The sequence below is a fragment of the Psychrobacter sp. H8-1 genome, from assembly GCF_904846575.1.
Classification (GTDB): Bacteria; Pseudomonadota; Gammaproteobacteria; order Pseudomonadales; family Moraxellaceae; genus Psychrobacter; species Psychrobacter fulvigenes.
In genome coordinates this window covers 2,811,298-2,836,167 of sequence record NZ_CAJHBG010000001.1, presented here as the reverse complement: position 1 = coordinate 2,836,167, position 24,870 = coordinate 2,811,298, and the positions used below count along the sequence as shown (strand labels likewise).

Annotated in this window: 18 protein-coding genes; 7 read left to right on the top strand and 11 right to left on the bottom strand. The window is 45.2% G+C overall.

Annotated features, from left to right (window positions below; all coding sequences use genetic code 11):
• Positions 1–134 precede the first annotated feature (134 nt).
• Positions 135–1,244: an alkene reductase gene (locus JMY01_RS11705; protein ID WP_201575971.1), complete on the top strand. Its 1,110-nt coding sequence runs from the start codon at positions 135–137 to the stop codon at positions 1,242–1,244.
• A gap of 121 nt (positions 1,245–1,365) precedes the next feature.
• Here JMY01_RS11705 and JMY01_RS11700 read toward each other — a convergent pair whose 3' ends face one another.
• Complete coding sequence (locus JMY01_RS11700) at positions 1,366–2,667, bottom strand: NAD(P)/FAD-dependent oxidoreductase (protein WP_201575969.1); 1,302 nt, start codon at positions 2,665–2,667, stop codon at positions 1,366–1,368.
• A 431-nt stretch (positions 2,668–3,098) separates the two neighbouring features.
• On the opposite strand from JMY01_RS11700, the gene acs reads away from it, so the two are divergent.
• From acs to pgsA, 4 genes are all read left to right on the top strand, one after another.
• On the top strand, positions 3,099–5,057 hold the full coding sequence (gene acs / locus JMY01_RS11695; RefSeq protein WP_201575968.1) for an acetate--CoA ligase: 1,959 nt from the start codon (positions 3,099–3,101) through the stop codon (positions 5,055–5,057).
• A gap of 335 nt (positions 5,058–5,392) precedes the next feature.
• Positions 5,393–6,550 carry an NAD(P)/FAD-dependent oxidoreductase gene (locus tag JMY01_RS11690; protein ID WP_201575967.1) on the top strand — a complete coding sequence of 386 codons (1,158 nt, stop codon included), beginning with the start codon at positions 5,393–5,395 and terminating at the stop codon, positions 6,548–6,550.
• 232 nt (positions 6,551–6,782) lie between these two features.
• Complete coding sequence (locus tag JMY01_RS11685) at positions 6,783–7,211, top strand: MgtC/SapB family protein (RefSeq protein ID WP_201575966.1); 429 nt, start codon at positions 6,783–6,785, stop codon at positions 7,209–7,211.
• A 549-nt stretch (positions 7,212–7,760) separates the two neighbouring features.
• Complete coding sequence (pgsA, locus tag JMY01_RS11680; RefSeq protein WP_201575965.1) at positions 7,761–8,441, top strand: CDP-diacylglycerol--glycerol-3-phosphate 3-phosphatidyltransferase; 681 nt, start codon at positions 7,761–7,763, stop codon at positions 8,439–8,441.
• Positions 8,442–8,556: 115 nt separating this feature from the next.
• Here pgsA and JMY01_RS11675 read toward each other — a convergent pair whose 3' ends face one another.
• Positions 8,557–9,051 (bottom strand): pyridoxamine 5'-phosphate oxidase family protein, encoded by a 495-nt coding sequence (locus JMY01_RS11675; RefSeq protein WP_201575963.1) that lies wholly within the window; start codon positions 9,049–9,051, stop codon positions 8,557–8,559.
• A gap of 478 nt (positions 9,052–9,529) precedes the next feature.
• Between JMY01_RS11675 and purL the strand changes: the two genes are divergently transcribed.
• Complete coding sequence (gene purL / locus JMY01_RS11670; protein ID WP_201575962.1) at positions 9,530–13,543, top strand: phosphoribosylformylglycinamidine synthase; 4,014 nt, start codon at positions 9,530–9,532, stop codon at positions 13,541–13,543.
• Between the two features lie 373 nt (positions 13,544–13,916).
• Positions 13,917–14,762, top strand: a complete 846-nt coding sequence (locus JMY01_RS11665; RefSeq protein WP_201574958.1) for an IS630 family transposase — start codon at positions 13,917–13,919, stop codon at positions 14,760–14,762.
• Here JMY01_RS11665 and JMY01_RS11660 read toward each other — a convergent pair.
• The 9 genes from JMY01_RS11660 to JMY01_RS11620 all read right to left on the bottom strand — a co-directional run bounded on the left by JMY01_RS11660 (position 14,726) and on the right by JMY01_RS11620 (position 24,551).
• Positions 14,726–16,153, bottom strand: coding sequence for an ATP-binding protein (locus JMY01_RS11660; protein WP_201575960.1), 1,428 nt, complete (start codon positions 16,151–16,153; stop codon positions 14,726–14,728). The two genes, JMY01_RS11665 and JMY01_RS11660, sit on opposite strands and share 37 nt — an antisense overlap.
• A 69-nt stretch (positions 16,154–16,222) precedes the next feature.
• Positions 16,223–16,426, bottom strand: coding sequence for a hypothetical protein (locus tag JMY01_RS11655; protein WP_201575958.1), 204 nt, complete (start codon positions 16,424–16,426; stop codon positions 16,223–16,225).
• A gap of 19 nt (positions 16,427–16,445) precedes the next feature.
• Complete coding sequence (locus JMY01_RS11650) at positions 16,446–17,189, bottom strand: type 1 glutamine amidotransferase (RefSeq protein ID WP_201575957.1); 744 nt, start codon at positions 17,187–17,189, stop codon at positions 16,446–16,448.
• Positions 17,190–17,252: 63 nt separating this feature from the next.
• Positions 17,253–18,134 carry an N-acetylmuramoyl-L-alanine amidase gene (locus JMY01_RS11645; RefSeq protein WP_201575956.1) on the bottom strand — a complete coding sequence of 294 codons (882 nt, stop codon included), beginning with the start codon at positions 18,132–18,134 and terminating at the stop codon, positions 17,253–17,255.
• 146 nt (positions 18,135–18,280) lie between these two features.
• A complete protein-coding gene (locus JMY01_RS11640) occupies positions 18,281–19,051 on the bottom strand; it encodes an MOSC domain-containing protein (protein WP_201575954.1) in 771 nt (256 codons plus the stop codon).
• A gap of 193 nt (positions 19,052–19,244) precedes the next feature.
• The gene (gene rsfS, locus JMY01_RS11635) at positions 19,245–19,646 is read right to left on the bottom strand and encodes a ribosome silencing factor (RefSeq protein ID WP_201575953.1); all 402 of its coding nucleotides are present in this window, start codon (positions 19,644–19,646) and stop codon (positions 19,245–19,247) included.
• A gap of 153 nt (positions 19,647–19,799) precedes the next feature.
• Positions 19,800–20,669: a nicotinate-nicotinamide nucleotide adenylyltransferase gene (locus JMY01_RS11630; protein WP_201575952.1), complete on the bottom strand. Its 870-nt coding sequence runs from the start codon at positions 20,667–20,669 to the stop codon at positions 19,800–19,802.
• 189 nt (positions 20,670–20,858) lie between these two features.
• The gene (gene pta / locus JMY01_RS11625; protein WP_201575950.1) at positions 20,859–23,003 is read right to left on the bottom strand and encodes a phosphate acetyltransferase; all 2,145 of its coding nucleotides are present in this window, start codon (positions 23,001–23,003) and stop codon (positions 20,859–20,861) included.
• A gap of 315 nt (positions 23,004–23,318) precedes the next feature.
• The gene (locus JMY01_RS11620; RefSeq protein WP_201575948.1) at positions 23,319–24,551 is read right to left on the bottom strand and encodes an acetate/propionate family kinase; all 1,233 of its coding nucleotides are present in this window, start codon (positions 24,549–24,551) and stop codon (positions 23,319–23,321) included.
• Between the last annotated feature and the right edge of the window lie 319 nt (positions 24,552–24,870).

Genomic DNA, 24,870 nt, shown 5'->3' with positions numbered 1-24,870 from the left:
TTTGTAACGCCCGCTTGAATAATAGCGTATACCCCTTATAAAGGAAATCGAGAACAGCGCTTTAAGACATGCTGGTATAAGCATTATTAAATAACTTTATCATCCGTTTTATATAACAACAAACAAGGCTTTTTATGGCACACGATAACTTATTTGAACCGCTCAAGATGGGTACTCAAACGCTAAAAAACCGCATCATTATGGCACCGTTGACACGTCTGCGTGCGATTGAGCCAGGTGATGTTCCAACGGCGCTGGCTAGTGAATATTATTCGCAGCGCGCGGGCGCAGGACTTGTCATAACTGAGGCAACGCAGGTTTCTTTTCAAGCTAAGGGCTATGCTGGCGCGCCAGGTATTCATACCCAAGATCAGACCACAGCATGGAAAGCTATCGTCGACAACGTCCATGCCAAGGGTGGCAAGATCGTCGCACAGTTATGGCATACTGGCCTTGTTGCGCACAAAAGCCTACAGCCTGACAGTAAAGCCCCTATCTCTGCATCAGACGTCAAAGTCGGTGCTCGTACCTCTCTTCGCGATAGCGATGACCAAGCGATTCGTGTCGAAGCGACACCGCCGCGCCCAGCGACTATTGATGAGATTAAGCAAGTGGTTGCTGACTTCGCCCATGCGACCAAATGTGCGCAAGAGGCAGGTTTTGATGGTGTAGAGATTCATGGTGCTCACGGTTATCTGTTGCATCAGTTCTGGGTCGAGCATACCAATAAGCGCGATGATGAATACGGTGGTAGTAAAGAAAACCGTGCCCGTCTAACGCTCGAGGTCGTTGACGCTTGTATTGCGGCTTGGGATAACGATCACGTTGGTATTCGTATCTCTCCGCAAGGCGCGTTCAATGAAGTAGAAGCAGGCTATGATGAAGAAAACAATATCTGGCTGATTGAGCAGCTCAATAAACGCAATCTGATGTATCTGCATATCTCTGAGCCTGATTGGGTAGGTGGTACGCCATATAGTGACGGTTTCCGTCAGCGTATCCGCGATGCTTTTGATAATATGATTATCGCAGCGGGCGGTTATACAGCAGAAAAAGCATCGCAAAATATCCAAGCCGGCTATATCGATGCGGTTGCCTTTGGTCGAGACTATATTGCCAACCCTGATTTGGCAGAACGTATCCGTCAAGGTGCACCTTTAAATGAGCAACATCCGCAAACCTTCTATGGCGGCGGTACGGAAGGCTATACCGATTATCCGTTTTTGGATGAAAAACAAGCTTAATATTACAGCAAAGTGATAAAGCTTTCGTTCCTAAATCAAGCGAAGCCCCGATAGCGTAATGCTGTCGGGGCTTTTTATTATATTTTAATGATACAACCAAACGATATAATAAAATACTTCCTTAAACCACTTCACCGCAGACAAAGCCGCTGGCCCACGCCCATTGAAAGTTATAACCGCCAAGCCACCCTGTGACATCGAGCACTTCACCGATGAAATACAGCCCGTCTTGCAAGTTACTTTGCATGGTCTTTGAGGAGATATCGTTGGTTTTGACGCCGCCGCGTGTGACCTCTGCCGTGCGATAGCCCTCAGTACCAGAGGGCTTTAGTTGCCAGCCATTGAGAGTAGCCCCAAGCTCTATTAGGCGCTCATCTTTAATATTGGCAAGCTCGGTATCTTTGATATCTTCCCAAAGATGGCTTTGTAATGCAGCCAGCAGCTTTTTGGGAAGAACATTGTCAGTGCTTTCTGCTAGTACCGTTCGTATTAACTGCTTGGGGTGCGATTTTTTGCGAGCGAGAAGCAGCTCCGTGACATCAGTTTCGGGCAATAAATCAATAGTGATGGTCTCGCCAGTGTGCCAGTAGTTAGATAGCTGCAGCATAGAGGGGCCTGATAAGCCGCGATGGGTAAACAGCAGTGGCAACTTGAATGAGATGCGCTCATTACTAGCGATCACAGGTAAGCTGATACCAGCCAAGGCGCGAATGAGCTCGCCGGTTTTATCGGTAAAGGTAAAGGGCACTAGACTGGCATCGGTTGCGATAAGTGTATGTCCAAATTGCTGCGCCAACTCATAGCCAAACCCGCTTGCGCCCAGTGTTGGAATGGACAAACCACCTGTCGCCACCACTAATGATTCACAGCGATAGCTGGCTTGCGAAGGTTTGGCGGCATTGGCTTCGGTTGCAGAGAGAGCAGCTTGTTTATCTTTTTTACTAAGTTTTTTCGAAGTCAGTAATTGAAAACGCGCGTTATGCTTATCAGCAGGGGCCTCAATAGTCTCAACTTTATCAATCTGGGTGTTGATTCGGACTTGCACACCGACCGCTGCACATTCATCTAGCAGCATGGTTACAATATCTTTTGCTGAATCATCACAAAATAGCTGGCCATTATCTCGCTCATGATAAGCAATGTTATGCTGTTCGACCATGGCGATGAACTCCCAACTGGGGTAACGGCTCAACGCTGATTTAAAAAAATGCGAATTGCTGCTGATAAAATGTTCAGGCTCGACGAAATAGTTGGTAAAGTTACAGCGGCCACCCCCTGACATCAGGATTTTTTTGCCTACCTTATTGGCATGATCTAACACCAATACACGGCGACCACGACGCCCAGCGGTCAGCGCACAGTATAGCCCAGAGGCTCCCGCGCCGATAATGATGACATCATAATATGTAGAGGAGTTATTCATTGTTGTTAGAATCCATAGAGGGTGGTCGATAAAGTATAAATACTAGCGTAAGCAACCTATCGCTAGAGGGGCTATTGTCCATATTTAACAGGCAGTTACAAGGATTAAATATCAGATGATTGTTAGTTAAGGATAAGGGCTTTAACGCAAAAAGGTATATGTCTACAAATGTACGTTAGAATTGTTGTGATTGGTATTTGATGTCTTGCATCAAACATTCTTATTTGTCAAACTGGAGTGGATGAGTTATCCATCATGGAAGGTGGTACTAGATAGTATCAATCATCCGATACTACTGACTTATTGTTCATGATGATAATTGCTTGATGGTCGTTTTTCATCTATTAATGTTCCAAAAAAGTTTAGTAGTCAATATAAAAAAATAGCAGATATACTTGTGCAGGAAGTAATAATTAAAAAAGGAATTTATAATGACGCAACCCTCATTTCCCATTTCGGCTGAGTTTGTCGCTGCCGCCAATACCACTTCTGCACAGTACATCGAAGATTATCAAAGATCCATCGCATCACCTGAAGCCAATGAGGCTTTTTGGGCTGAGCGTGCCGAGCTTATCGACTGGATAAAAAAGCCAACCAAAATCAGCAATGTGAACTATGATTTGGACGATTTTCGTATCAAGTGGTTTGAAGATGGAGAGCTGAATATATCCGTCAACTGTATAGATCGCCACTTAAAAACCAACCCTTATAAGCCAGCCATTATCTGGGAAGGTGACCACCCATCCCTGCACAAAATTATCTCTTATAAAGAGCTACATGCTGAGGTTTGCCGACTTGGTAATGCCATGCGTAAGCTTGGAATCAGCAAGGGCGATCGGGTCACGCTATATATGCCGATGGTACCTGAGGCCATGATCGCCATGTTGGCCTGCGCGCGTATTGGCGCCGTACATTCAGTGGTGTTTGCTGGTTTTTCGGCTGAGAGCTTGGGCAGCCGTATCATCGATAGTCAATCCAAGCTTGTCATCACTGCTGATGAAGGTCTGCGTGGAAATAAGCATACACGGCTCAAAGCCAATGTCGATCGAGCCTTAGAGATGGACGGCACTCAATGCGTTGAAAAAGTCATCGTGGTACATCGTACGGGCAATTCAATTCCGATGAGTGGTCGCCGCGACGTTTGGTATCATTCTTTGGTCGCTGGCGAGTCGGCAGAGTGTGAGCCTGAGGTCATGAATAGCGAGGACCCGCTTTTTTTATTGTATACCTCTGGCTCAACAGGCAAACCTAAAGGTGTCCTGCACACCACGGGCGGTTATATCACTTATGCGCTATCAACCTTCCGTGATGCATTTGATATAAAGGAAGAGGATGTCTACTGGTGTACGGCTGATGTTGGCTGGATCACTGGTCATACCTATTCTACCTATGCACCACTAGCCAATGGCACCACGACTCTAATGTTCGAAGGCGCACCAGATTATCCAACGTGGGCGCGGGTTGGGCATATCATCGATAAGCATAAAGTCAGTGTGTTATATACCGCACCGACGGCTATCCGCTCGATGATGAAAGAGGGCGATGCTTTCGTCCGCGAGTCTGATCGCTCAAGCCTGCGTCTGCTTGCTACCGTTGGCGAGCCAATCAACCCTGAAGCTTGGGACTGGTACTATGAGGTCGTTGGCGGTGGTAAATGCCCCATAGTAGATACGTGGTGGCAGACAGAAACGGGCGGTATATTGATCGCGCCCATACCAGGGACAGTAGCTCTCAAACCCAGCTGTGCGATGAATCCTTTGTACGGCATCATGCCCGAAGTCGTTGACAGCGATGGAGAAGTGCTAGAAGGTCTGGCTGAGGGGAACTTGGTCATTCGTGGCAGTTGGCCGGGACAGATGCGTACTATTTATAATGATCATCAGCGCTTTTTGCAAACTTACTTCACTGAATATCCTGGCTATTACTTTACGGGAGATGGCGCACAGCGCGATGAGGATGGTCACTACTGGATCACAGGACGGGTGGATGATGTGCTCAATGTTGCAGGCCACCGTTTGGGTACTGCAGAAGTTGAGAGCGCAATAGATTCTCATCCTGCTACCGTTGAGGCGGCGGTGGTCGGTATGCCACACGAGATTCGCGGAGTGGGTATTGCGGCTTTTGTTATTCTCAAATCGGGAGAAGTTGCAAACCAACATCTAAAATCTGAGCTAAATCGTCATGTACGTGCAGAGATTGGCCCGATTGCCAATTTAGACGCTATCTATATCGTTGAGGGTTTACCAAAAACCCGTTCAGGTAAGATCATGCGCCGTATCTTACGCAGTATTGCAGCAGGGCAGTATGTTGGCCTTGGTGATTTATCGACCCTTGCAGACAGCTCGGTCATCAATAAGATAATTGAGGTGGTCAAAGCTGAGTATCAATAAGTTGTACGATTGATAGCCCATATAGTCAGTTGAAAATAAAACTGTTACATAAATTTAAGCGCGCTACTGGTATAAATTTTACTTGCGTGCTGTTATCACAGAGGCTGCGCAAAATTCACCCCAGTAGCGCTATGTTCTTTTTAAAGTGCATCGACTATAGCTACTTATACACTGTCACAAAAGTCATGCTGTTTTTAATAGCATGACTTTTTATTATGGTGATATTCAACAACAATAAAAGCGATACTTTGTGCTGCATGTTTTCGCTTAACACGTCGCTTAATGAGCGCTCTTGCTCATTACTCACTAACTCTTTTATAAGGTCTATTGTTACTATGACAGATCACTCTTTGCACACTGACGCTGCAAAATCACCACAGATCGCTATTATCGGGGCTGGTTTGACAGGGCTGTTTACCGCGACCTTATTGGAGCGCGCTTTTAGACAAGCCAGTGACAGAGCTCTCGTACCACAAATAACTGTCTTTGAAAAATCAGCGGGTGTTGGTCGTTTGGCAACACGTTATCGTAGCGATAGCGCGACTAAACAAAACTGGCAATGGGCATTTGGAGCGCAGTTTTTTACGGCAAAGACTTCCAGCTTTCAGCAGTTTATTGCACCTTGGCTAGAGTCAAAGCTCATTCAGCCGTGGTGTGCGCAAGTGGTTGATTTAAATCCAGCGAGCGTTAGTGGTCAATCCCTCGATATTCAGCAAAAGGAGCAGTGGGACACGGCGCAGGCGCGTTATATCAGTACACCAAAAATGACCAGTTGGGGGCGAGCATTGGCCGATGAGCTAGCGCATACGACCATCAACTTTAAAACCCGTATCGCACCATTGGCTCAATACCCACAAAGCCAAAGCGATCATAAAACTGAGCTATTCGATGAAAAAGGAGACAGTCTGGGCCACTTTGATTGGGTGATTTGTACAGCGCCAAATGCTCAAGCCTTAGAGCTAATGGCAGATAGCGGCTTTACTGAACAAGCAAAAATCACCGAGCCCCAAATGCAGGCTTGTTACACACTGATGCTAGGTTGGGATAACGTGCAGCCATTACCTGAGGCGTTAAACCATCAGAAGAAACCAACATGGGATGTGGCTTATGTAAATGACTCAATAATTGACAGGATATTCATTGAACATCACAAACCTGCTCATGATGAGCTGCTGCCCAGTGTCACTATTCATGCGAGCAACGACTGGTCAGAGCAGTACGTCGATGAGGATATCGAAACTGTCAAAGCGCAATTATTACAGGCAGCCAAGCAAGCATTAGATTGGAATGAGAACAGCGCACCCAGTCAAGTAGACTGTCATCGTTGGCGTTATGCAGCGACGCTCACTGAGACGAATAAAGAAGCGTTAGGTATCTTAATGGATCAAAAGCAGCAATGGATTGTCAGTGGTGATTGGTGCGGGCAGGGTAATATCGAAAGCTGCTATCAAATGGCACAACAGACGGTAGAAGCAGTCTGTCAAACAACTTAACTATAAGGGCGACTGTAGTAAGTTATAAAAAGATTGGTGGTGTTCTAAAAAGTATGCTAGCGATAGAAGTCAATAAGAAATCTATGCTAAGTTCTCTGATTCTATAGGGCTTTAAAGGCTTCAAAAATTGTTCAAGTTTTAATCAGCATACTTTTTGACACACCACCAAAAGATTTAGCTAATCTGCGCTTAGTATTTAAAAGCGTTTACGGCAATAAAAAGGAGATAAACGATGTTTGGATTTGATATAGATTTAGACCTCATGCAATATCACTTTTTTCAGTTGGGTATTGCCTTTATCCTCTCCCTGCCGATCGCTCTAAACCGTGAGATGAAGGACAACGGCGCAGGTCTTAGGACATTTCCGCTCGTGACGATTGCTTCTTGTGCCTTTATGTTGGTCGGTAGGGATATCTATGAGTCTGCAGGTGAGGCGAGGATTATGTATGCCATCATCACGGGTATGGGCTTTATCGGTGGGGGTGCTATCTTCAAAAATGAAATGGGTTCTAAGGGTACGGCAACAGCAGCAAGCTTGTGGAATACAGGCGCAATTGGCATTTCGGTGGCGTACGGTCGTTATGAGATTGCCATTATACTGTCTGCCGTCGGCTTTTTAATCCTGCAGTTTTCAGAACCCTTTAAGGTGAAAAGAGATTAGGTGATAGCGGTATCGAAATTTAAAAGACAAAAAAAGACCCACAGAGGAGGAAACTGTGGGCTGAGGAAAACTGGCTATGTAGCAAAACTACAAGAGCAGTAAGTGATAATTATTATTGTTAGCTTTTTTAGTACTGTTCACTATAAATAAGGGTGTTTTTTGATAATTCAATAGTGATATATACCTACTTACAAATATAAGTGTACAACTGTGTCCTTACTCTGATCATCATAGCTGAAATGCGGTACCTTAAGCCAGCTTAATTACATGACCTTACGTTTCAGTCAGTCTGACTACATCTTTTTATGGATATCAGGTTTTGAGATGTTTTTTTATTTTTACCTTATTTTTGCCTAATCCTTGCTACGTATGGCTTATATCTAAAATATTTGACAGTTATATCAATACTAGAAGTGTGGTTTTAAAAGTGCTGATACCTATGTACCTAGATTCCAACTCGCGACGATAGCAAAAGAGATGGCATGACTGTATGCCTGAAAAATGCTAAGCTAGCACTCATCCTTACGTCTACATACAACTGGGTTTGCCATGACCGAGAGCACACAGCTGCATACGCCACAGCCGTCACAACCGCAAAACGAAAAAAGCATTTTTAATTTGCCCAACAACCTTACGATTGCGCGTATCTTGATGATTCCACTATTCGTCGCGATCGCGTATTGGCCACCAGCAATGGGTATTGGCTTACCTGCGATTTCAGATAACGTCATCGCTCGGGTAGGGATGAGTGAATTTAGCGATAGCCTATTACGCCATTTGTTATTGACAGGCGTCTTTATCATCGCTGCCATTACCGATTGGCTCGATGGTTACTTCGCCCGTAAGCTCAATGTGGTCTCAGCTTTTGGTCGCTTTTTAGATCCCGTTGCTGATAAGCTGATGGTTGCAGTAGCACTGATTATCTTGGTGCAGTGGCATCCCAATATTATTATGGCGATTGCTGCGATTGTGATTATCTCGCGTGAGATTGCGGTATCCGCATTGCGTGAATGGATGGCAGAGCTTGGTAAAAGTACCAGTGTCGCAGTGTCGTATGTTGGCAAATTAAAAACTACCTTTCAGATGGTTGCTATCACGGTGCTTTTATTAAACTGGGAGTCGCTTGAAACCATCGGCTATGTGTTAATGGTTGCGGCCGTTGTTTTGACCCTATGGTCGATGATGATTTATCTAAGAGCGGCTTGGCCGTATTTAAAACAGAGCGGTTAAACGCAGTATCGATATTAAAATCTAAAGACAAAAAACGCCAGTCGCATGAGCCACTGGCGTTTTTCATTATCTAGGTAAAAGTGTTGTCTAAGTAAAAGTGTTGTTCTTATATTGATTATAATTCTACCGAAAAGGTCTCGCCCATATCTTCAGCGGTTTTTCCTTCTTGCAATGCTGCTGCGGCCATCTTGAACATATTTACCGTAGAGCTACCACTAATCCAACACTCCGCGCCTTTTGGTACGACTTTGATCAGTTGAACGTTTGGATCTTCTTTGCCTTCAGCAAAAAACGCATTGTAAACAGGAGACCACAGCTCCTCTAATTTATTTTTGTCATCTGGTAGTTCCGCATCACCAGTAATTGAAACAAAATTTTTGTCATCTTGACTGGCGTAAGTTAGACCAACGTTTGAGTTGTCTTGAAGGTCTTTTACTACGTCTGAAGTTTTGTCACCAATGAACCAGATTTCACGACCGCCAATACTGGCTTCATTAGTGGTCATTGGCCAAGCATGCAAGTCACCTTTTTTATTGACCGTACTCATCATCGCAAATTTGACATCTGTGATGATTTCTTGGATTTTGTCGATATGATCTTGTTTACTCATAGTGATTTCCTTTTCTTTATAGTGATTGGATTTATGATAACCAGTCTTCTTTATTTAAACGAGCAGGATTTAAACTCGCAAGTTGTATTTATTGAGCTCTTAAATATTAGCTAATTATGTGCGGTTAACTATGATTAGAATAACGAGAGATAGCCGTCGACTTATATAGGTTGCCAGTAATGCGATGTGAGGGTTTGTAAGGAATACAAGGATTGGGTAAAAATTGTGACGCCATACGGCAATCCTTTCTGTTTTGAAAAAGCCTTGTGTGAGTCTCTAAAATTAAACGGCAGGTCCAAAAAGGAACTTAGAAGAGTTGTTTTTTAATGGCAACTTCCTAACGCTTTGCCAGCGCGATAACTGAACACTTTAGCAATTTATTTGGTTTTGACCTGCTTATTATGGGGCTTCTTGTTATAATACGCGGACCATTTACTTTGCATGGCAGAGATGCCTTGATCTTACGGATTATGCCTTTATGATGACCATCGCCGGACAACCGTTTCTTACCGATTTTCAGACGCAGCAACTCATCAGTCAGTTTCAGCAAAAAACCGAGCTAAATGTCAGCCACATCCATACTCAGCAAGTCTATGTGCTATCACGAGAACTAAAAGGTGATGAGCATAAAAAAGCGCTGGACCTATTTGGTATTAAAGAAGATACCCAGCTTGCCGCTCCGCAAGACAACCAATTACAAGTGATCGTGAGCCCGCGTTTTGGTACGATTTCGCCATGGGCCAGTAAAGCGACCGATATCTTTAATAACTGTGATATTAAGATTAACCGTGTCGAGCGCGTCATTGTTTATACCCTAACTGTTGATGAAAAAGCAGACGGCAAAGTAGGTGCTACGCTACCTAAAGCCGCTGAGCAATTATTGTTTGATCGCATGACCCAAAGCTTGGTTTATGATTTAAACGATGTGAATAAATTGTTCGATGACGAGCAACCAGCATCGCTCAATCATATCGATGTGATTGGACAAGGTCAGTCAGCGTTAGAAGCAGCCAACACAGAGTTTGGTTTTGCGCTATCTGTTGAGGATATTGACTACCTAATGAATGCGTACGTCAATGAGCTCAAGCGCAATCCGACTGACGTCGAGCTAATGATGTTTGCGCAGGCCAACTCAGAGCATTGCCGTCATAAGATTTTCAACGCTGAATGGACCGTTGATGGCGCAGTACAGCCAAAATCATTGTTCCAAATGATTAAGAATACTTATAAAGCCAATCCACAAGGTATCTTGTCAGCTTATAAAGACAACGCTGCTGTAATGGCTGGGGCAGAGGGGATGCGTTTTTACTCCATTCCTACCGACGCTCAAAACCCTAATTCTGCCCATCCTTACGATTTCCATCAAGAAGAAATCGATATCTTAATGAAAGTCGAAACCCACAACCATCCAACCGCGATTGCCCCTTATGCCGGTGCAGCGACAGGTGCGGGCGGTGAAATTCGTGATGAAGGTGCAACCGGTCGTGGCGGTAAGCCCAAAGCAGGTCTCACAGGTTTTCATGTGTCACATTTACATATCCCAGAGCTTGCGGAAAAATGGGAGCAGTCAGGTCAGGTCAGTACGCAGAATTATGGTACGCCAGATCGTATGGCAACCAGTCTTGAAATTATGACCGAAGCGCCATTAGGGTCAGCTAACTTCTCTAACGAGTTTGGTCGTCCAAACCTATGCGGTTATTTCCGCAGTTTCCAATTGGACACTTCAGCGGCAAAAGACGGCAGCCAAATGCGCGGCTATCATAAGCCAATCATGCTGGCAGGTGGTTACGGCAATATCAAACGCAACCTGATTGAGAAAAATTCGATTCGCCAAGGTGATCTATTGATCGTCCTTGGTGGCCCTGCGATGCAAATCGGTCTTGGTGGCGGTGCAGCATCTTCGGTCGATAGTGGTTCACTCGATGAGGGCTTAGACTTTGCTTCTGTACAGCGTGACAATGCTGAGATGGAGCGCCGCTGTCAAGAAGTCCTTGATCGCTGCTGGGCACTTGCTGGTAACGATATTGACGCAAGCAACAACAGTAAAGACGGCAACCCAATCGTCTCGCTACATGATGTCGGTGCAGGCGGTCTATCGAATGCCATGCCAGAATTGGTCAATGACCATGAAATGGGCGCGGTGCTAAATCTACGTAAAATCCCGTCGTTAGAAGCTGGCATGTCGCCAATGGCTATCTGGTCAAACGAAGCGCAAGAGCGTTACGTATTGGCGATTCGTCCTGAGAGCAAAGAGCAGTTCGATGCGATTTGTGCGCGTGAGCGTTGCCCATATGCCATCTTAGGTGAAGCGACTGAAGTACGTCAGCTTGTCGTTAATGATGAGCTGCTGCCTGAGCAGCCAGTTGATATGCCGATGCAAGTATTGCTCGGTGGTACACCGCAGATGCAGCGTAGCTTTGATCGTCAGGAAAGTACCTTGCCAGAGTTAGAGCTTGGTGACATCAATCTAACCGAATCAATCAAAGACGTGCTACGTCATCCAACTGTCGCTAGCAAATCATTTTTGATTAGCATTGGTGACCGTTCTATCACAGGTATGGTCGTGCGTGATCAGTATGTCGGTCGCTACCAAGTGCCAGTGTCAGATTGCGCGGTGACCGCTTCAGGCTTGATTGCGTTAGATGGTCAGCCAATGAGCGGTGAAGCGATGAGTGTTGGCGAGCGTACGCCTGTCGCGCTTATCAATCCAAAAGCTTCTGCACGTTTAGCTGTTGGTGAAGCCATTACCAATATCGCAGGCGCGCGTATCACTCAGCTATCTGACCTTACTATGTCAGCGAACTGGATGGCAGCATGTGGCGAAGACGTAGAAGACGCGGCATTATTTGACGCCGTCCATGCGATCGGTGAAGAGCTATGCCCAGCATTAGGTATTGCTATTCCAGTCGGTAAAGACTCGCTATCGATGCGTGCCAATTGGACAGATAGTGATGCTAAGCAGGATAGCCAAGACAAATCTGTCGTTTCGCCAATGAGCTTGGTTATTACCGCTTTTGCTCCTGTCGTCGATGTAGCAAAAACCTTAACGCCTGAGCTTATTAACGGTGACAGCGCCTTTTACCGTATTGACTTATCCAAAGGTCAATTCCGTCTAGGCGGTTCAATCCTTGCGCAAACGCTTAGCCAATTAGGTAATGACTGCCCAGATTTAGCGCAGCCAAGCGACTTAATCGACTTCTTTAACTTTGTCCAAGCGGGTAACGCGCAAGGCGTCATCAGCGCCTATCACGATATCGGTGATGGCGGGCTGCTAGCGACTATCGCTGAGATGCAATTCACCAGCCGCCAAGGCATCAAGCTGTCATTGACTGATGATAATCTGCTCGGTCAACTGTTCAGTGAAGAGCTGGGTGCAGTTATTCAAGTACTACCAGAAAATGTTGCCGCGTTAATGCAACTGGCAGAAGAGTTTAACGTCAGCGACATGATGAGCCTCGTCGGTCAAAGCTCGGAAGAAGACAGCCTGCTAATTCAAACGCCAACACTCATGGGTGACGATACTCTACGCTTTAAGCGTTCTGAGTTGCAACAAGAGTGGAGTCAGGTTAGCTATCAAATTGCTCGCCGCCGTGACAACCCAGCGTGCGTGCAGCAAGAATATGACTTGATTGCTGATACTAACCATAAAGGTCTTATCGCTGCGCCAAACTTTGATCTTAATCAAAAAGTGGAAGAGCCATATTTAGCTAGCCGAGAAAACAAACCTAGAGTCGCTATCCTGCGTGAGCAAGGCGTCAACGGCCAGTCAGAAATGGCAGCAGGCTTTACCCAAGCAGGCTTTGAAGCGGTCGACGTCCATATGAGCGATTTACTTGAAGGTCGTATTAATCTACGTGACTTCGATGGTTTGGTCGCTTGTGGTGGCTTTAGTTACGGTGATGTCCTCGGCGCAGGCTCGGGCTGGGCAAATTCTATCTTGTTCCATGACGAATTGCGCATGCAGTTTGTCCGCTTCTTTGCCCGTCCGGATACCTTCTCACTTGGTGTCTGTAACGGTTGTCAGATGATGGCGCAATTAAAAGACCTCATCCCAGGCGCGGAAAACTTCCCACGCTTTATCGCCAACCAGTCGGCGCGATTTGAAGCGCGTACGGTCAACGTAAAAGTCGAGCGTACCAAGTCCATCCTATTCAAAGGTATGCAAGACAGCATCTTACCAATCGCTGTCGCGCACGGTGAAGGCTACGCCACGCTAGACAATACCGAGATCGACGGTATGGCAAAACACGGTCAGCTCGCCATGCGTTATGTCGATAGCCAAGGTCATCCAACCGAGACTTATCCGCTCAATCCAAACGGTTCGCTCGGCGGTGTCACAGGTCTGTGTAGCACTGACGGTCGCGTCACTCTTATGATGCCGCACCCTGAGCGTACACTACGTGCCTACAATCACAGCTGGAAACCAGAAGAGTGGGACGAGGACGGCGCTTGGATGCGTATGTTCCGTAACGCCCGTGCTTGGTTGCGTTAGTCACAAACCCTTAGAAATTGCTTATAGTTTAGATATAAAAAAAGGTGGGCTTCGGCTCACCTTTTTTGTGTTTGGGGTTTTGTATTTTTTGGAATAGGGGAGCTATTTCCCGCCTTCCGCTTGTATCTGCCAGTCTGGGCGAGGCGCTGGCTACGGTTTGGGTTGTCGCTTGCTCCGCGTCGCCACCCCAAAACCTAGCCATCGCAACTCACCCAAACCAGCAGGATACCGCTACAGTCGAGGCTAGCGGCGGCATCATGTTCTTGTACATATTCGTCGTGGTTCGAGTTTACAGGTTAAAAGTTAATATATAGTCGGTCTTTTATAAATAAGATACAATACTATTAAAACTAAGAGAAAGATATTAATAACGATGACTTATTCTGCAGACTTCCGGGCGCAAGTGATCAAAAGCGTCAAAAACAAAGACATGACTATTCGTGAAGCGTGTACTTTCTATGACGTTAGCAAGACGGCATTACAACGCTGGTTGAAAAACCCAACAATCAAACAATCTCGGGATAAAGCACCCAGTAAAATACCAAATGAAGCACTTCTTCAAGACGTTGCGCAATATCCAGACGATTACATGTATGAGCGAGCACAGCGTTTAAATTGTAGCAAATCAGGCATTGAGATTGCCTTAAAGCGTCTTGGTATCAGTCAAAAAAAGACCTTGGAACATCCAAAAGCCTGTCCGATCAAAAGAGCGATATTCCAGAGTAGGCTTGATCACTTTAAACAGCAAGGCTATCCCATTGTCTATATGGATGAAAGCGGCTTTGAGCACGAGACTATCCGCTCTCATGGCTATGCACCGATAGGTACACCCTGTATAGATAGCTACAACTGGCAAGCAAAAAAGCGTACGAATGTCATCGGGGCATTGTATGAAAAAATGCTGTTTGCGCTTGATTACTTTGAGCAGAATATTAACAGCACCATATTCTACAACTGGTGCAAACGAACACTAATCCCAAGCCTTAAAACCAAATGCGTTATTGTCATGGATAATGCTCGGTTTCATAAAAATAAGCGTATCCAAAAACTACTCAACAGACATGGTCATCGTATTTTGTGGCTACCACCGTACAGTCCTGATCTTAATCCCATTGAAAAGAAATGGGCTCAAGCTAAGTTTCTACGCCAAGGCTGGATGGAGAATAATCTGCCTAAGCTATTTCATGATATGGGTTGTATCTCTTTTATTGTGGATTGACTATACTGCATATATTTCAAGTCTTTTAGACTTATACCAGTTCCTTTATCAATAATTCTTAACTTCCAGATATTTTCTAAGCTATCAGTTTGCTCTACTAGTTCTATATCTAAGTGTATAGTATAGTCTTCAATTAAATCTATAACTTTACTATCATATGGATTTCCATCTTTTAAAATGGATAGTTTTTTAGGATGTTTTTGGGTGTCAATCCATACCCTAATTAAGGTCGCATCAATAGCATTTTGTATAAGCTCTCTAACGATATCAGACATACCACTATATAGGTTATTACCTTGCAGTAGTTCAATGACACTTTTTTCATCAAGTGAAAACTTCATTGGTTTATTGTTGAGTAAGATTTTTGAGTCATCCATTTCAACATCAAGTTTGTTGATGGTCGGTAGCAGACCAAAGTCACGACTAGGCACGATATTTTTCCACTGTGACATTTGATTTTGAATCTCTTCTTTGATCCAGTCAAACCAATTGCGACATTCAATATATGCCATCTCAGTACTACAAATAGCTGTCACGCTTACCGTTTCACTATCTAATTGAAATTCACGAATAGCTTTGTGCTTTTGTTCATGAGTTTCACTAAGTGACGGCATATTACCAACTTGCCTTGCCATTACAGGACAAAAGCGGTTGTCATCAATATCAAATAAATCACCTAAACGCAGTAGGCAAGCGACAAAACGAGGGTGGCAATCTTCTGTACCCATTCCAGTTTGGCGGAATGGTAATAAGCTCATGACTTCTTCAAAATTGCGTCCATGTGACCAACAGATTTGACCAAGATAACGATAAATACGTGTGGGAAGTAATTCAGTACGCGGAGAGCTAATATTGAGCTTTTCAAATGGCTTCAAAACAACGTCGTTTGAATTTTTAGCATGACCTTTGCGATACCATTCGGCAACCATCTGACGATATTTTTCAACGCCTTTATAAGGGTTATCATAATGAACAAGGGCAGCTTCCCAACCATCGTTATGCCAAACCTTCGCAAACTCATGTAAGTCTTGAACATTGTTATTAGCAAGCTCTTCAACGTAGTCTTTGAAATGCTCATTTTCAATTACATCTTGAACTTCATCAGCATTGAACAGCATACCGATATCATGCCAGTAGGCTGCCTCCAATATTAGCCAAGTATCTGTCGCTGTCAGCTTGTCAATATTGCTACCTAGTAGACGCTCGATATTGACAAGTATTTGTTGAGAGTGCGATTCATTGTGGCTACTGAAATGCGGATAATAACTACCAACATTTTCAAGCGACTTACCGACGAGCTTTTCATCAAATTCCCATTGCGACATTAATATTTTAGTATTGCTGTCTTCCTCAGTTTTCTTCTTTAGATGTTTGATTAAACCTGCGCTCATGGTAAGTCCTTTTTATTTTTTCACATTTGGTGTTTTAGCTTTATTCTACAAAAGCGCATGTTTACTTAATTACTGATCCTCTGAATGTTCATTAGTCTTTTTCTGAGCCTCAGCAATCAACTCATGAATTTTCGCACTCTCTTTTAGCACACAAGCCTCATAAGCAGAAAGCTGCTCAGCTTCTTGTTCTTTCTGCTTTTCCTGCTCTTGTTTAGCCTTTTCTTCTAAATACTTTTGAAGCTCATCTTGTTCGTTATGTTGTGAGTCACTCATGGTTTATTCTCCTTACTATTTAGTTTGCCGCTATCCGATTTAGCATAGCAGATAGCCTTGCGTTATTTTCTTCGATGTATTTATCACCCAGTGCGATTATCTCAGCGGGTGATTGCACGGTTTTGGGATATTCTTTCAGTCCACTTTGAATGGAGTTATTACCATTTACTACCATCTTGGCAAGACTCTCTTTGGTCACTTCAAAGTGACATTGCCACGCCAGTAACCAAGTGCCCAGCTCTTTATGCAGTGGGGTCTGATAGACAAAGCCTTGATTCGCCCAAGCATCCGTCGATGCAATAATGCTAGCACCTTTTGGACAGTCAAAACCATCACCATGAAAGTGAAACACGGTAAAATCCTGCTTTGGCAAATCTTGTAATAAAGGATGCGTCTGACCTTCAGGCGTGAGTCGAATTGGCAACCAACCGATTTCTTTTACCCCAGACGGCTGCACGCTAGCACCCAAACAATGGGCGATGAGCTGCGCCCCTAAGCAAACACCGATGACGGTTTTGCCAGTATCAATACTTTGATTAATCAGACGTTTTTCAGCGATGAGCCAAGGGTGTTTTTCCTCATCATGGACGCTCATAGGTCCACCCATCACAATCAGCCAATCAAAACTATCTAGCGCTGGCAGGGCATCATTATCGTAAGAGCGACTGACGTTAAGAATATAATTGTGACTGTTTGCCCACTGCTTGATAAAGTTAAAGTCTTCATAATCAGTATGGAATAGAGCATGGATGCGTAGCGTCATAAGATACCTCATTAGCGAATATCGATGAACAAATATCGTTTTGCCAAGGCTTTAAATTCAATCTCAATAAAAGTCATCACGACCAGCATACTTCTTATTGAGTGCCTTTAAAATAGCATAAGTCTCTAAATCCAGCTCTCCTGTTGGACGCTGCGGTCTGAAGTGCAATTGAAACGCATAAACCACATCACGGCTGGCTTTATCCCACTCGCCTGTATCGTTGATTTGATAGCCGTAATCACGAAAGGCTTGCTTAATCTCAGGTATCGTTGCCGCGGCAAAAGCGTCTTGATGCATAAAGAATTGCTTATCAAACTCATCATACCAAGCACCAATGCCGTACTCGAAATACAGTCGCTCCCAAGGAAACTTGGCACCTGGATCGATTTTGCGTGACGGCGCTATATCAGAGTGACCAACGATGTTTTTTGGAGAGATGTCATATCTTTTTACCAAATCCTGTAATAGCTGCGCGACCTTTTTAATCTGCAACTCATCAAATTCCACATAGTGCTCATAAGGACGATATTCTAGCTCGCTATTTCTAAGCGCGTCTCGATATTCAGGTTTAATACCGCTATTTACAATTTCGATGCCGATAGAGGTATCGTTGAGGATGGTTCTACCTGCAAACCCGCTGTCACCCGCATGCCAAGCACGCTCGCTTTCGGGCACGAGGTTATAAATTTTATCATCGTCACTGGATAAGATCAGGTAGTGGGAGCTTACATTGCCAGTGGTCAATGTTTTTATAGATCGGTCATTATCTGAGACTGTATAATGCAGGACAATGGTTTTAATGCGCTCGCTTTTGCCTTGGGCTTGGTAGGTTTCACTGTCAATAATATAGCGCGGTTCTGAGGTGGCGACGCAGCCGATGAGTGGCAGCGTCGTAAACGATGTTAATACTGATGCTAGCGCTAAAGAGGTGATGTTTTTTGCCATGAAATGCTCTGTGTTAAAGAATCAATATTAAAGTGATAGTATAAAACCTTCTGTTATTCATTATCTAAACCATTGTGTTTGATATAGCTAGGCTTCCTTTTTTAGCAATATTTACATGCTGTCATTGAGTGTATAATCATTATAAATTAGCCCGTTTTTATCTTCTTTTTAAGCACTTTTTTCCAACTGTCCTCCAAACACTCAATCGCCAGCCAAGGCTCAATCACTTTAGCGTCATACTTTTCTTTTGAGTTAGACAACTGCCATAAGCGCTCAAGGGTCGCAAACGGATAAGGACGCCCGATCAGATAAACGGGTAAACCCGCGTCAATCAGCCCATCACGCACCACCTGAAAGTACCAACCCGCGATGCCTTGCTTGCTCACCCATGCGGCTATGTTTGGCACTTTGGTAAACTGCCCGATTTGGTCGTTTATTTTGTAGCAGGGGCGGCGTGGTTGCACGATTCTTAATTGCACGCTATTGCTCTTATCATAATTGGTATCGTCAATATTGCCATATTGGAAAACGTCACCAATACAAACGGTGGACTCGTCCATCTCTGGCAATCCGTCTACGGCTTCGGTTGTTAAGTTTTCACCCAAAGTGCCGATACGCACCTTTAGATCAAACTCTGCGTTAATCTTTTCATAAGTCGCCATTGGCATCTGATGCACTGCTTTTAGTGGGCCGCCATGATGTTTGCGATCGGCTTGCTCATCGGTGGTTAAGCCCATAAAGTTGACGGCGACAGGGGCTTTGATTGGCGCTTTATCAATGGCACTCATTGCTTCACGGGCGAATGGCATGGCTTTACCAGTACGTACGCAGACTAGGTTGGCGATATGTAGGGGCAGGGTAGTATTGAAGTCTTTATTGAGGGGTTCTGTCGTAGAGGTGATGGATTCTATGCTCATTGCTCTTCCTAATTGCCATTGATAGTGTAAACAAGGGATAGTGTAAACAGATGCTGTCTAATAGAGCTATATTAGCGCAATCATGGGTGGCTTTCAGCTTGTTTTGTTCTTTATGCTGACTAATATTTAAACAAAAAAAGACCAGAATATTCATCTGGTCTTTTGCTTTAACAGTACATTTTAATGAGAAGTCTTAGTTACGGCGACCGGCTTTCTTTTCACGTGGCGTGGCGACCAGCTCAGCTAGGCTTTCAGGTGATGACCATAGACCTTCAAGATCGTAGAACTCACGAGCTTGTGGCGTCATCATGTGTACGACGACAGCACCCAAATCGATGAGTGTCCATTCAGAGTCAGCACCGCCTTCACGGCCAAGTGGCATAAAGCCAGCTTCTTTGGCAGCAGCACCGACGCTGTCAGCAAGGGCGCGTACATGACGCTTAGACGTACCGTCAGCGATGACGATGCGCTCCATCACGTCAGTCAACTCTTCTACATCAAGTACAGTAATGTTTTTAGCTTTCATACCATCTAAGGCATCTTTCACTAAGGTTAAGCACTCTTCTAAGCGTTCGTTAGTCATGGTTTTGATCATAAATATTGGTCTCTTGGATCGTTGTCATTAAAAATGAAGTAATCAATAGTCATTAAAAGTAAAAGTAATAAATGGTCATTTGACATTCCCTAAAACGAACTCTAACCATTCGTATATAAGATGCTGATGCGCAATGACATAGATAAGGTGATTTTAACGGAATTGAGTCGCAGAATATAGCTGATGGGCGATAATATATTGATAAACAGCAGGATTTAGTAATCTGCTCGCGTTATTTGGCTCGATATCGGCCTTAGTAGGGTGCATTTGTAGCTGTTTGCGTATGTCAGTACTGGATATGGCATTGACTTGGCGCTGGTCAATATAAATGCGTCCTTGGTCGCCTCTTTTCAAGAGCGCGCAGTTTTGAGCAGAGTAGCTGAAAGGCTGCACTAAGTCTAGCGCTGTTTCAGTGACCTGTGCTCGCAGCTGCGCGGGAAGCTCGCTGCAGAGACGGGTGATATCTTGGGCGCACAGAGTGTCTGCGTTGTCGTATTCTTGAGATGTTGCGACGCTTGGCATCGATAGATTAGATGACGAAGCATCTGATAAATTAAGGTTTTCTATACGGTTAAAGATCCAGAGATGCACATAGTCAGTCAGCTGTAGGCCATCCTTCCACTTAGCCAGCGTCCGTGCGCTATCCATCCCCATGATAAATATCAGGCTGTCATCAGGGTAGCGCCTGCGCAGAGTTTGTACGCTATCGATAGTATAGACAGGCGGTGTCTGCCATAGCTCAAGCTCGCTAATCTGTAGAGGCGTCTCTTGCGTCGCTAGTTTTAACATGGCTAGACGGTGTGCAGGATTAGTGCTGCGGTCTTTGAAGGGAGAGCGAGCATTGGGTAATAATGACACCTGCAGTTCGCGTTGTTGCCGCTTTGCGATGGGTAACAAATGCTTATAAACAGACATCGCCATTTGCAAATGGCCATTATGCACAGGGTCGAATGAGCCGCCAAGATACGCGCGGATGGCTGGCGCAGGGTTTTGGTCATGATGACTATTGGCGTTATTTGACATAAATGAGTGAGCAACAGAGTTATGCAGGATTAGTTGAGCATATTGTAGAGCGCAGCTGATAAGAAGTACACTGATTCAGTAGCTGTTTGAAACGGTCAGCACCAAAAAGCCGACCATCGTTATGACAGTCGGCTAAATAAAAGAGTTTTTTTGAATCAAATATTGCTTTGGGTTAAATACTATACCCTACTAAATCTCATCACTATACGCTTGAATGGCGGTTAGAGCGATGGTGTAGATGATGTCATCAACCAATGCACCACGGGACAAGTCATTAACAGGTTTGTTTAGACCTTGTAGCATCGGTCCAACACTGACGACGTTGGCGCTACGCTGTACCGCTTTATAAGTGGTGTTACCTGTATTGAGATCTGGGAAGATAAATACGTTGGCTTGACCAGCGACTAGCGAGTCTGGCGCTTTTTGTTTACCGACACTCATCACTGATGCCGCATCATACTGCAGCGGGCCATCGACTGCCAGATGAGGGGCACGCTCACGGACTATTTGTGTGGCTTTGATGACTTTTTCGACATCTGCGCCGGTACCTGAGGCGCCTGTTGAGTAGCTGATCATCGCAACTTTTGGCTCAATACCAAATGCCGCAGCAGACTGAGCAGACTGGATAGCAATCTCAGCCAGCTCTTCAGCATTAGGATTTGGGTTAATCGCACAGTCACCATAGACCACCACTTGCTCAGGTAAGAGCATAAAGAAGATCGATGATACCAGTGAGTATTGCGGTGCTGTCTTAATCAGCTGAAACGCTGGGCGCACAGTATTGGCAGTGGTATGGATAGCACCAGAAACCAAGCCATCAACTTCGTCCATCTGTAGCATGATGGTACCTAAGAATACCGTATCTTCAAGCTGTTCAGCCGCCATCTCTGGTGTGGTCTTGCCTTTGCGGCGCTCCACCACCGCATCTATATATTTGCTCATATCGAGACTTGCAGGGTCGATAATCTCTAAGCCTTCAGGCAGGATAAGATCGCGGTTTTTGGCGACTTGTTCCACATCTTCACGCTTTGCAAGTAACACGCAGTTAGCGATACCACGGCTTTGACAGATACAAGCAGCCTCTACTGTACGCGGCTCAGAACCTTCTGGCAGTACCACCCGTTTTTTGGCGTGTTGGGCTTTTTTGACCACCTGATGACGGAACGCAGCTGGCGATAAGCGCGGTTTGTGCTCGCCGCTGAACTGCTCTTTAATCCAGCCCAAATCTAAATGTGCTGCCACATAGCGTGTAACTTCTACAGCGCGTTCAGTGTCATCACTTGGAATCTCAGAGCTCATGTTCAAGAGGCTCTGTACGGTCTCAAAACTATCAGACTCAACACTCATGATAGGTAGGCCAGTCTCCAGAGCAGACTGCCACAATTCGGCGACAGTAGCGTTTGGCGTGACGCCGCCCGTGAGTACCAAGCCAGCTAGCGGAACACCATTAATACAAGCCAGTGCGGCTGCCAATAGTAACTCATCACGATCACCAGGTACCACGACGAGAGTGCCACGTTTGAACACTTCATCCACGCGTGTCACTGAGCGTGCGGTCAAGCTGATATCATTGATGCGGCGTGTTTTGGCTTCACCAACATTGATCCAAGTGGCATCAAGCTCAGCCGCGATATCCCATGTACGGGGTACGGATAAAGAATCGCTAAAAGGCACCACACCTATCAGGCGAAATTGCTCGGTATCAAAGTAGGGTGACAGACGTTGCACCTCTTGAATGAAGCCTTCATCCAAGCTAACAATCGCCTCGCCAGGGGCAACGGGCTGATTTTCGAGGGTGTTTGGTATATTCACTCGCATCAAGATACAGCCCAAAGTACGATCAGAGCCCATACCGCTAAACTCACGAGCATGGACGTCTAGTTTGTCTGCCAGATGAGCAGGTTTGCTGGTATCGACGTTACTGACGAAGATGATTTTGGCATCTAGGGCGTGAGCAATGGCACGGTTGACTTGTGAGGCGTAAGACGCTTCTGTGGTCGACACCAAGCCTTCACAGATGACGACGCCATAATCACCCTCGATGGAGTGATAGTTTTCAACCACTTCTTCCATCAAGTCATCCAGATTGTCATCACCAATCATGCGCTCGACACGTTGGCGATTGATGGATTTAGGCGGGGTTAGACCGAAGGCGTGCATGGCCAAGGCACTTGAGCTGTCTAGGCTGCTTTGTTTGTCTAAGGTATCGTCTTGCAAAAATGGCTTCATAAAGCCGGCTTTGACGCCGTTGTAATCAAGCGCGCGAATCAAGCCGAGAGCGGCTGAAGTGACACCGATACCGCGGCTAAGAGGAACGAGTAAAATGGTTTGCATAGCGTATCCTACTATCTATTAATATGTCCTTGAGGGAAGAGAGACTGCTGACTGCTATTGCTATCAGAGCTGTTTTATAGAATGGCTGTTTTATATAGTTGCTGCTTTACCGAGCTCATAGCTGGGTAAAATAAGCATTAACATTTAACATCACTGAGTGAGATTGGGCTGCTATTCATCTAATTGATCAATAGCAGCGCCGCACAATCGTTATGGATAGTATCGCTCAGCTTGGCTTTGCAAGAGGCGATTATTTAGACAGTTAATCTCTATAAACTCAGCTTCTAAAACAGGCTGTTAATAGCGACTCAGCGCTTAGTCTAGTCCCAATGTTTGGCGAGTCTCTTTGGCAATCTGACATTCTTCGTCAGTTGGGATAACCCACAGCTCAATACTGCTATCATCGCTGTGAAGGCTGCCTTCTGCGCCGCCAACAAGAGAGGCGTTTTTGTCTTCATCAAACTTGATGCCAAAATGACGCATGACATTCAAGATACGCGCACGGGTGGTCGCTGAGTTTTCACCGATACCACCAGTGAAGACAATACCAGTGAATTCAGGTAGGGCACAGCTTAGGCTGGCAAGGTATTTACCCACACGGTAGCAGAACATCTCAATCGCGAGCTGGGCATCTTTATGACCTTCATTAGCAGCTTGCTCAATGGTGCGCAAATCATTTGATAAGCCTGAGATACCAAGCAGACCACTTTCGCTATTGAGCATCTTATCGATCTCTTCTAGGCTCATGCCCAGCTGACGCTTTAGATGGACATGCAGACTAGGATCAATATCACCACTACGTGTCCCCATCATTAGGCCTTCAAGAGGGGTCAGACCCATACTGGTGTCTAAGCTCTTGCCATCATAGACAGCAGTTGCAGAGCAGCCGTTACCTAAATGCGCAGTCAACCAACCATGTGGCCCTTCAGCACTCGTAATCTCGCTGGCACGTTCTGAGACGTAAGCATGGGAAGTACCATGGAAACCATAACGACGGATTTTGTGTTCTTCGTATAAGGCTTTTGGCAGCGGATAACGGTAAGCCACCGCTGGCATGGTTTGGTGGAAGGCCGTATCAAAGACGACGACTTGCGGGATTTCAGGATAGATGGCTTGGACAGCTTCGATGCCTAAAGCGTTGGCAGGGTTGTGTAGCGGCGCTAGTACCTTTAGGCGTTTTACTTCTGATAATACATGCTCGTCCACACGTACTGCTTCTGAGTACTCTCGGCCACCATGAACACCGCGATGACCAACAGCGATAAAGTCATATTGCTCAAGTAGCGCTAGGATTTTTTGTAGTGCCAATTCATGACGACCACCTGGAATGGTAATTTCTAACTTTTCACCATTCAAAGTAGTGTGTTTGATGCGGGCGGTATCTAGGCCTAAGTTTTCAGCCAGACCAGTGATACGGGTAGAATCATCTTCACTGATCAAAGCGTATTTGATGGAAGAAGAGCCGCAGTTTAGTACCAGAGTAGGGTTGGTGAGTTTTGATTTACCAGCATTAAGATCGTTAAAAGTAGTGGTTACGCTGTCGCTCATGCTCTATCCTTAGATGGTTTTAGTAGGGGATGGGTCATCACAAATGAGTCATCCATTGAACAAACAAATATCAGCTACATCCACGCTAGCGCTGCGGTGGAGTCTGTCAAAAAACAACACTGCTGATAGCCTATCATTATTGGGTTGCAACTAGATATGAGGTGCGTATCTGCACCTCGCTTACAACCACAAGGTCTTCATATAATGTAACATGTTTTGACTGTTATACCACGACAACTATAAGGATTACAATAAGTAGTGCTCAACTAGTTATAACAACTGTTCACTCGCTGCGTCTGCTATCTATTGACTAATATAG

What these genes read in the sequence shown, in the direction of transcription:
- JMY01_RS11645 (WP_201575956.1), bottom strand. Translation starts at nt 18,134, where the DNA reads ATGGCAAAAAACATCACCTCTTTAGCGCTAGCATCAGTATTAACATCG.
- JMY01_RS11690 (WP_201575967.1), top strand. Translation starts at nt 5,393, where the DNA reads ATGACAGATCACTCTTTGCACACTGACGCTGCAAAATCACCACAGATC.
- purL (WP_201575962.1), top strand. Translation starts at nt 9,530, where the DNA reads ATGATGACCATCGCCGGACAACCGTTTCTTACCGATTTTCAGACGCAG.
- JMY01_RS11675 (WP_201575963.1), bottom strand. Translation starts at nt 9,051, where the DNA reads ATGAGTAAACAAGATCATATCGACAAAATCCAAGAAATCATCACAGAT.
- JMY01_RS11620 (WP_201575948.1), bottom strand. Translation starts at nt 24,551, where the DNA reads ATGAGCGACAGCGTAACCACTACTTTTAACGATCTTAATGCTGGTAAA.
- JMY01_RS11650 (WP_201575957.1), bottom strand. Translation starts at nt 17,189, where the DNA reads ATGACGCTACGCATCCATGCTCTATTCCATACTGATTATGAAGACTTT.
- rsfS (WP_201575953.1), bottom strand. Translation starts at nt 19,646, where the DNA reads ATGATCAAAACCATGACTAACGAACGCTTAGAAGAGTGCTTAACCTTA.
- JMY01_RS11640 (WP_201575954.1), bottom strand. Translation starts at nt 19,051, where the DNA reads ATGAGCATAGAATCCATCACCTCTACGACAGAACCCCTCAATAAAGAC.
- pgsA (WP_201575965.1), top strand. Translation starts at nt 7,761, where the DNA reads ATGACCGAGAGCACACAGCTGCATACGCCACAGCCGTCACAACCGCAA.
- JMY01_RS11705 (WP_201575971.1), top strand. Translation starts at nt 135, where the DNA reads ATGGCACACGATAACTTATTTGAACCGCTCAAGATGGGTACTCAAACG.
- pta (WP_201575950.1), bottom strand. Translation starts at nt 23,003, where the DNA reads ATGCAAACCATTTTACTCGTTCCTCTTAGCCGCGGTATCGGTGTCACT.
- JMY01_RS11700 (WP_201575969.1), bottom strand. Translation starts at nt 2,667, where the DNA reads ATGAATAACTCCTCTACATATTATGATGTCATCATTATCGGCGCGGGA.
- acs (WP_201575968.1), top strand. Translation starts at nt 3,099, where the DNA reads ATGACGCAACCCTCATTTCCCATTTCGGCTGAGTTTGTCGCTGCCGCC.
- JMY01_RS11660 (WP_201575960.1), bottom strand. Translation starts at nt 16,153, where the DNA reads ATGAGCGCAGGTTTAATCAAACATCTAAAGAAGAAAACTGAGGAAGAC.
- JMY01_RS11685 (WP_201575966.1), top strand. Translation starts at nt 6,783, where the DNA reads ATGTTTGGATTTGATATAGATTTAGACCTCATGCAATATCACTTTTTT.
- JMY01_RS11655 (WP_201575958.1), bottom strand. Translation starts at nt 16,426, where the DNA reads ATGAGTGACTCACAACATAACGAACAAGATGAGCTTCAAAAGTATTTA.
- JMY01_RS11665 (WP_201574958.1), top strand. Translation starts at nt 13,917, where the DNA reads ATGACTTATTCTGCAGACTTCCGGGCGCAAGTGATCAAAAGCGTCAAA.
- JMY01_RS11630 (WP_201575952.1), bottom strand. Translation starts at nt 20,669, where the DNA reads ATGTCAAATAACGCCAATAGTCATCATGACCAAAACCCTGCGCCAGCC.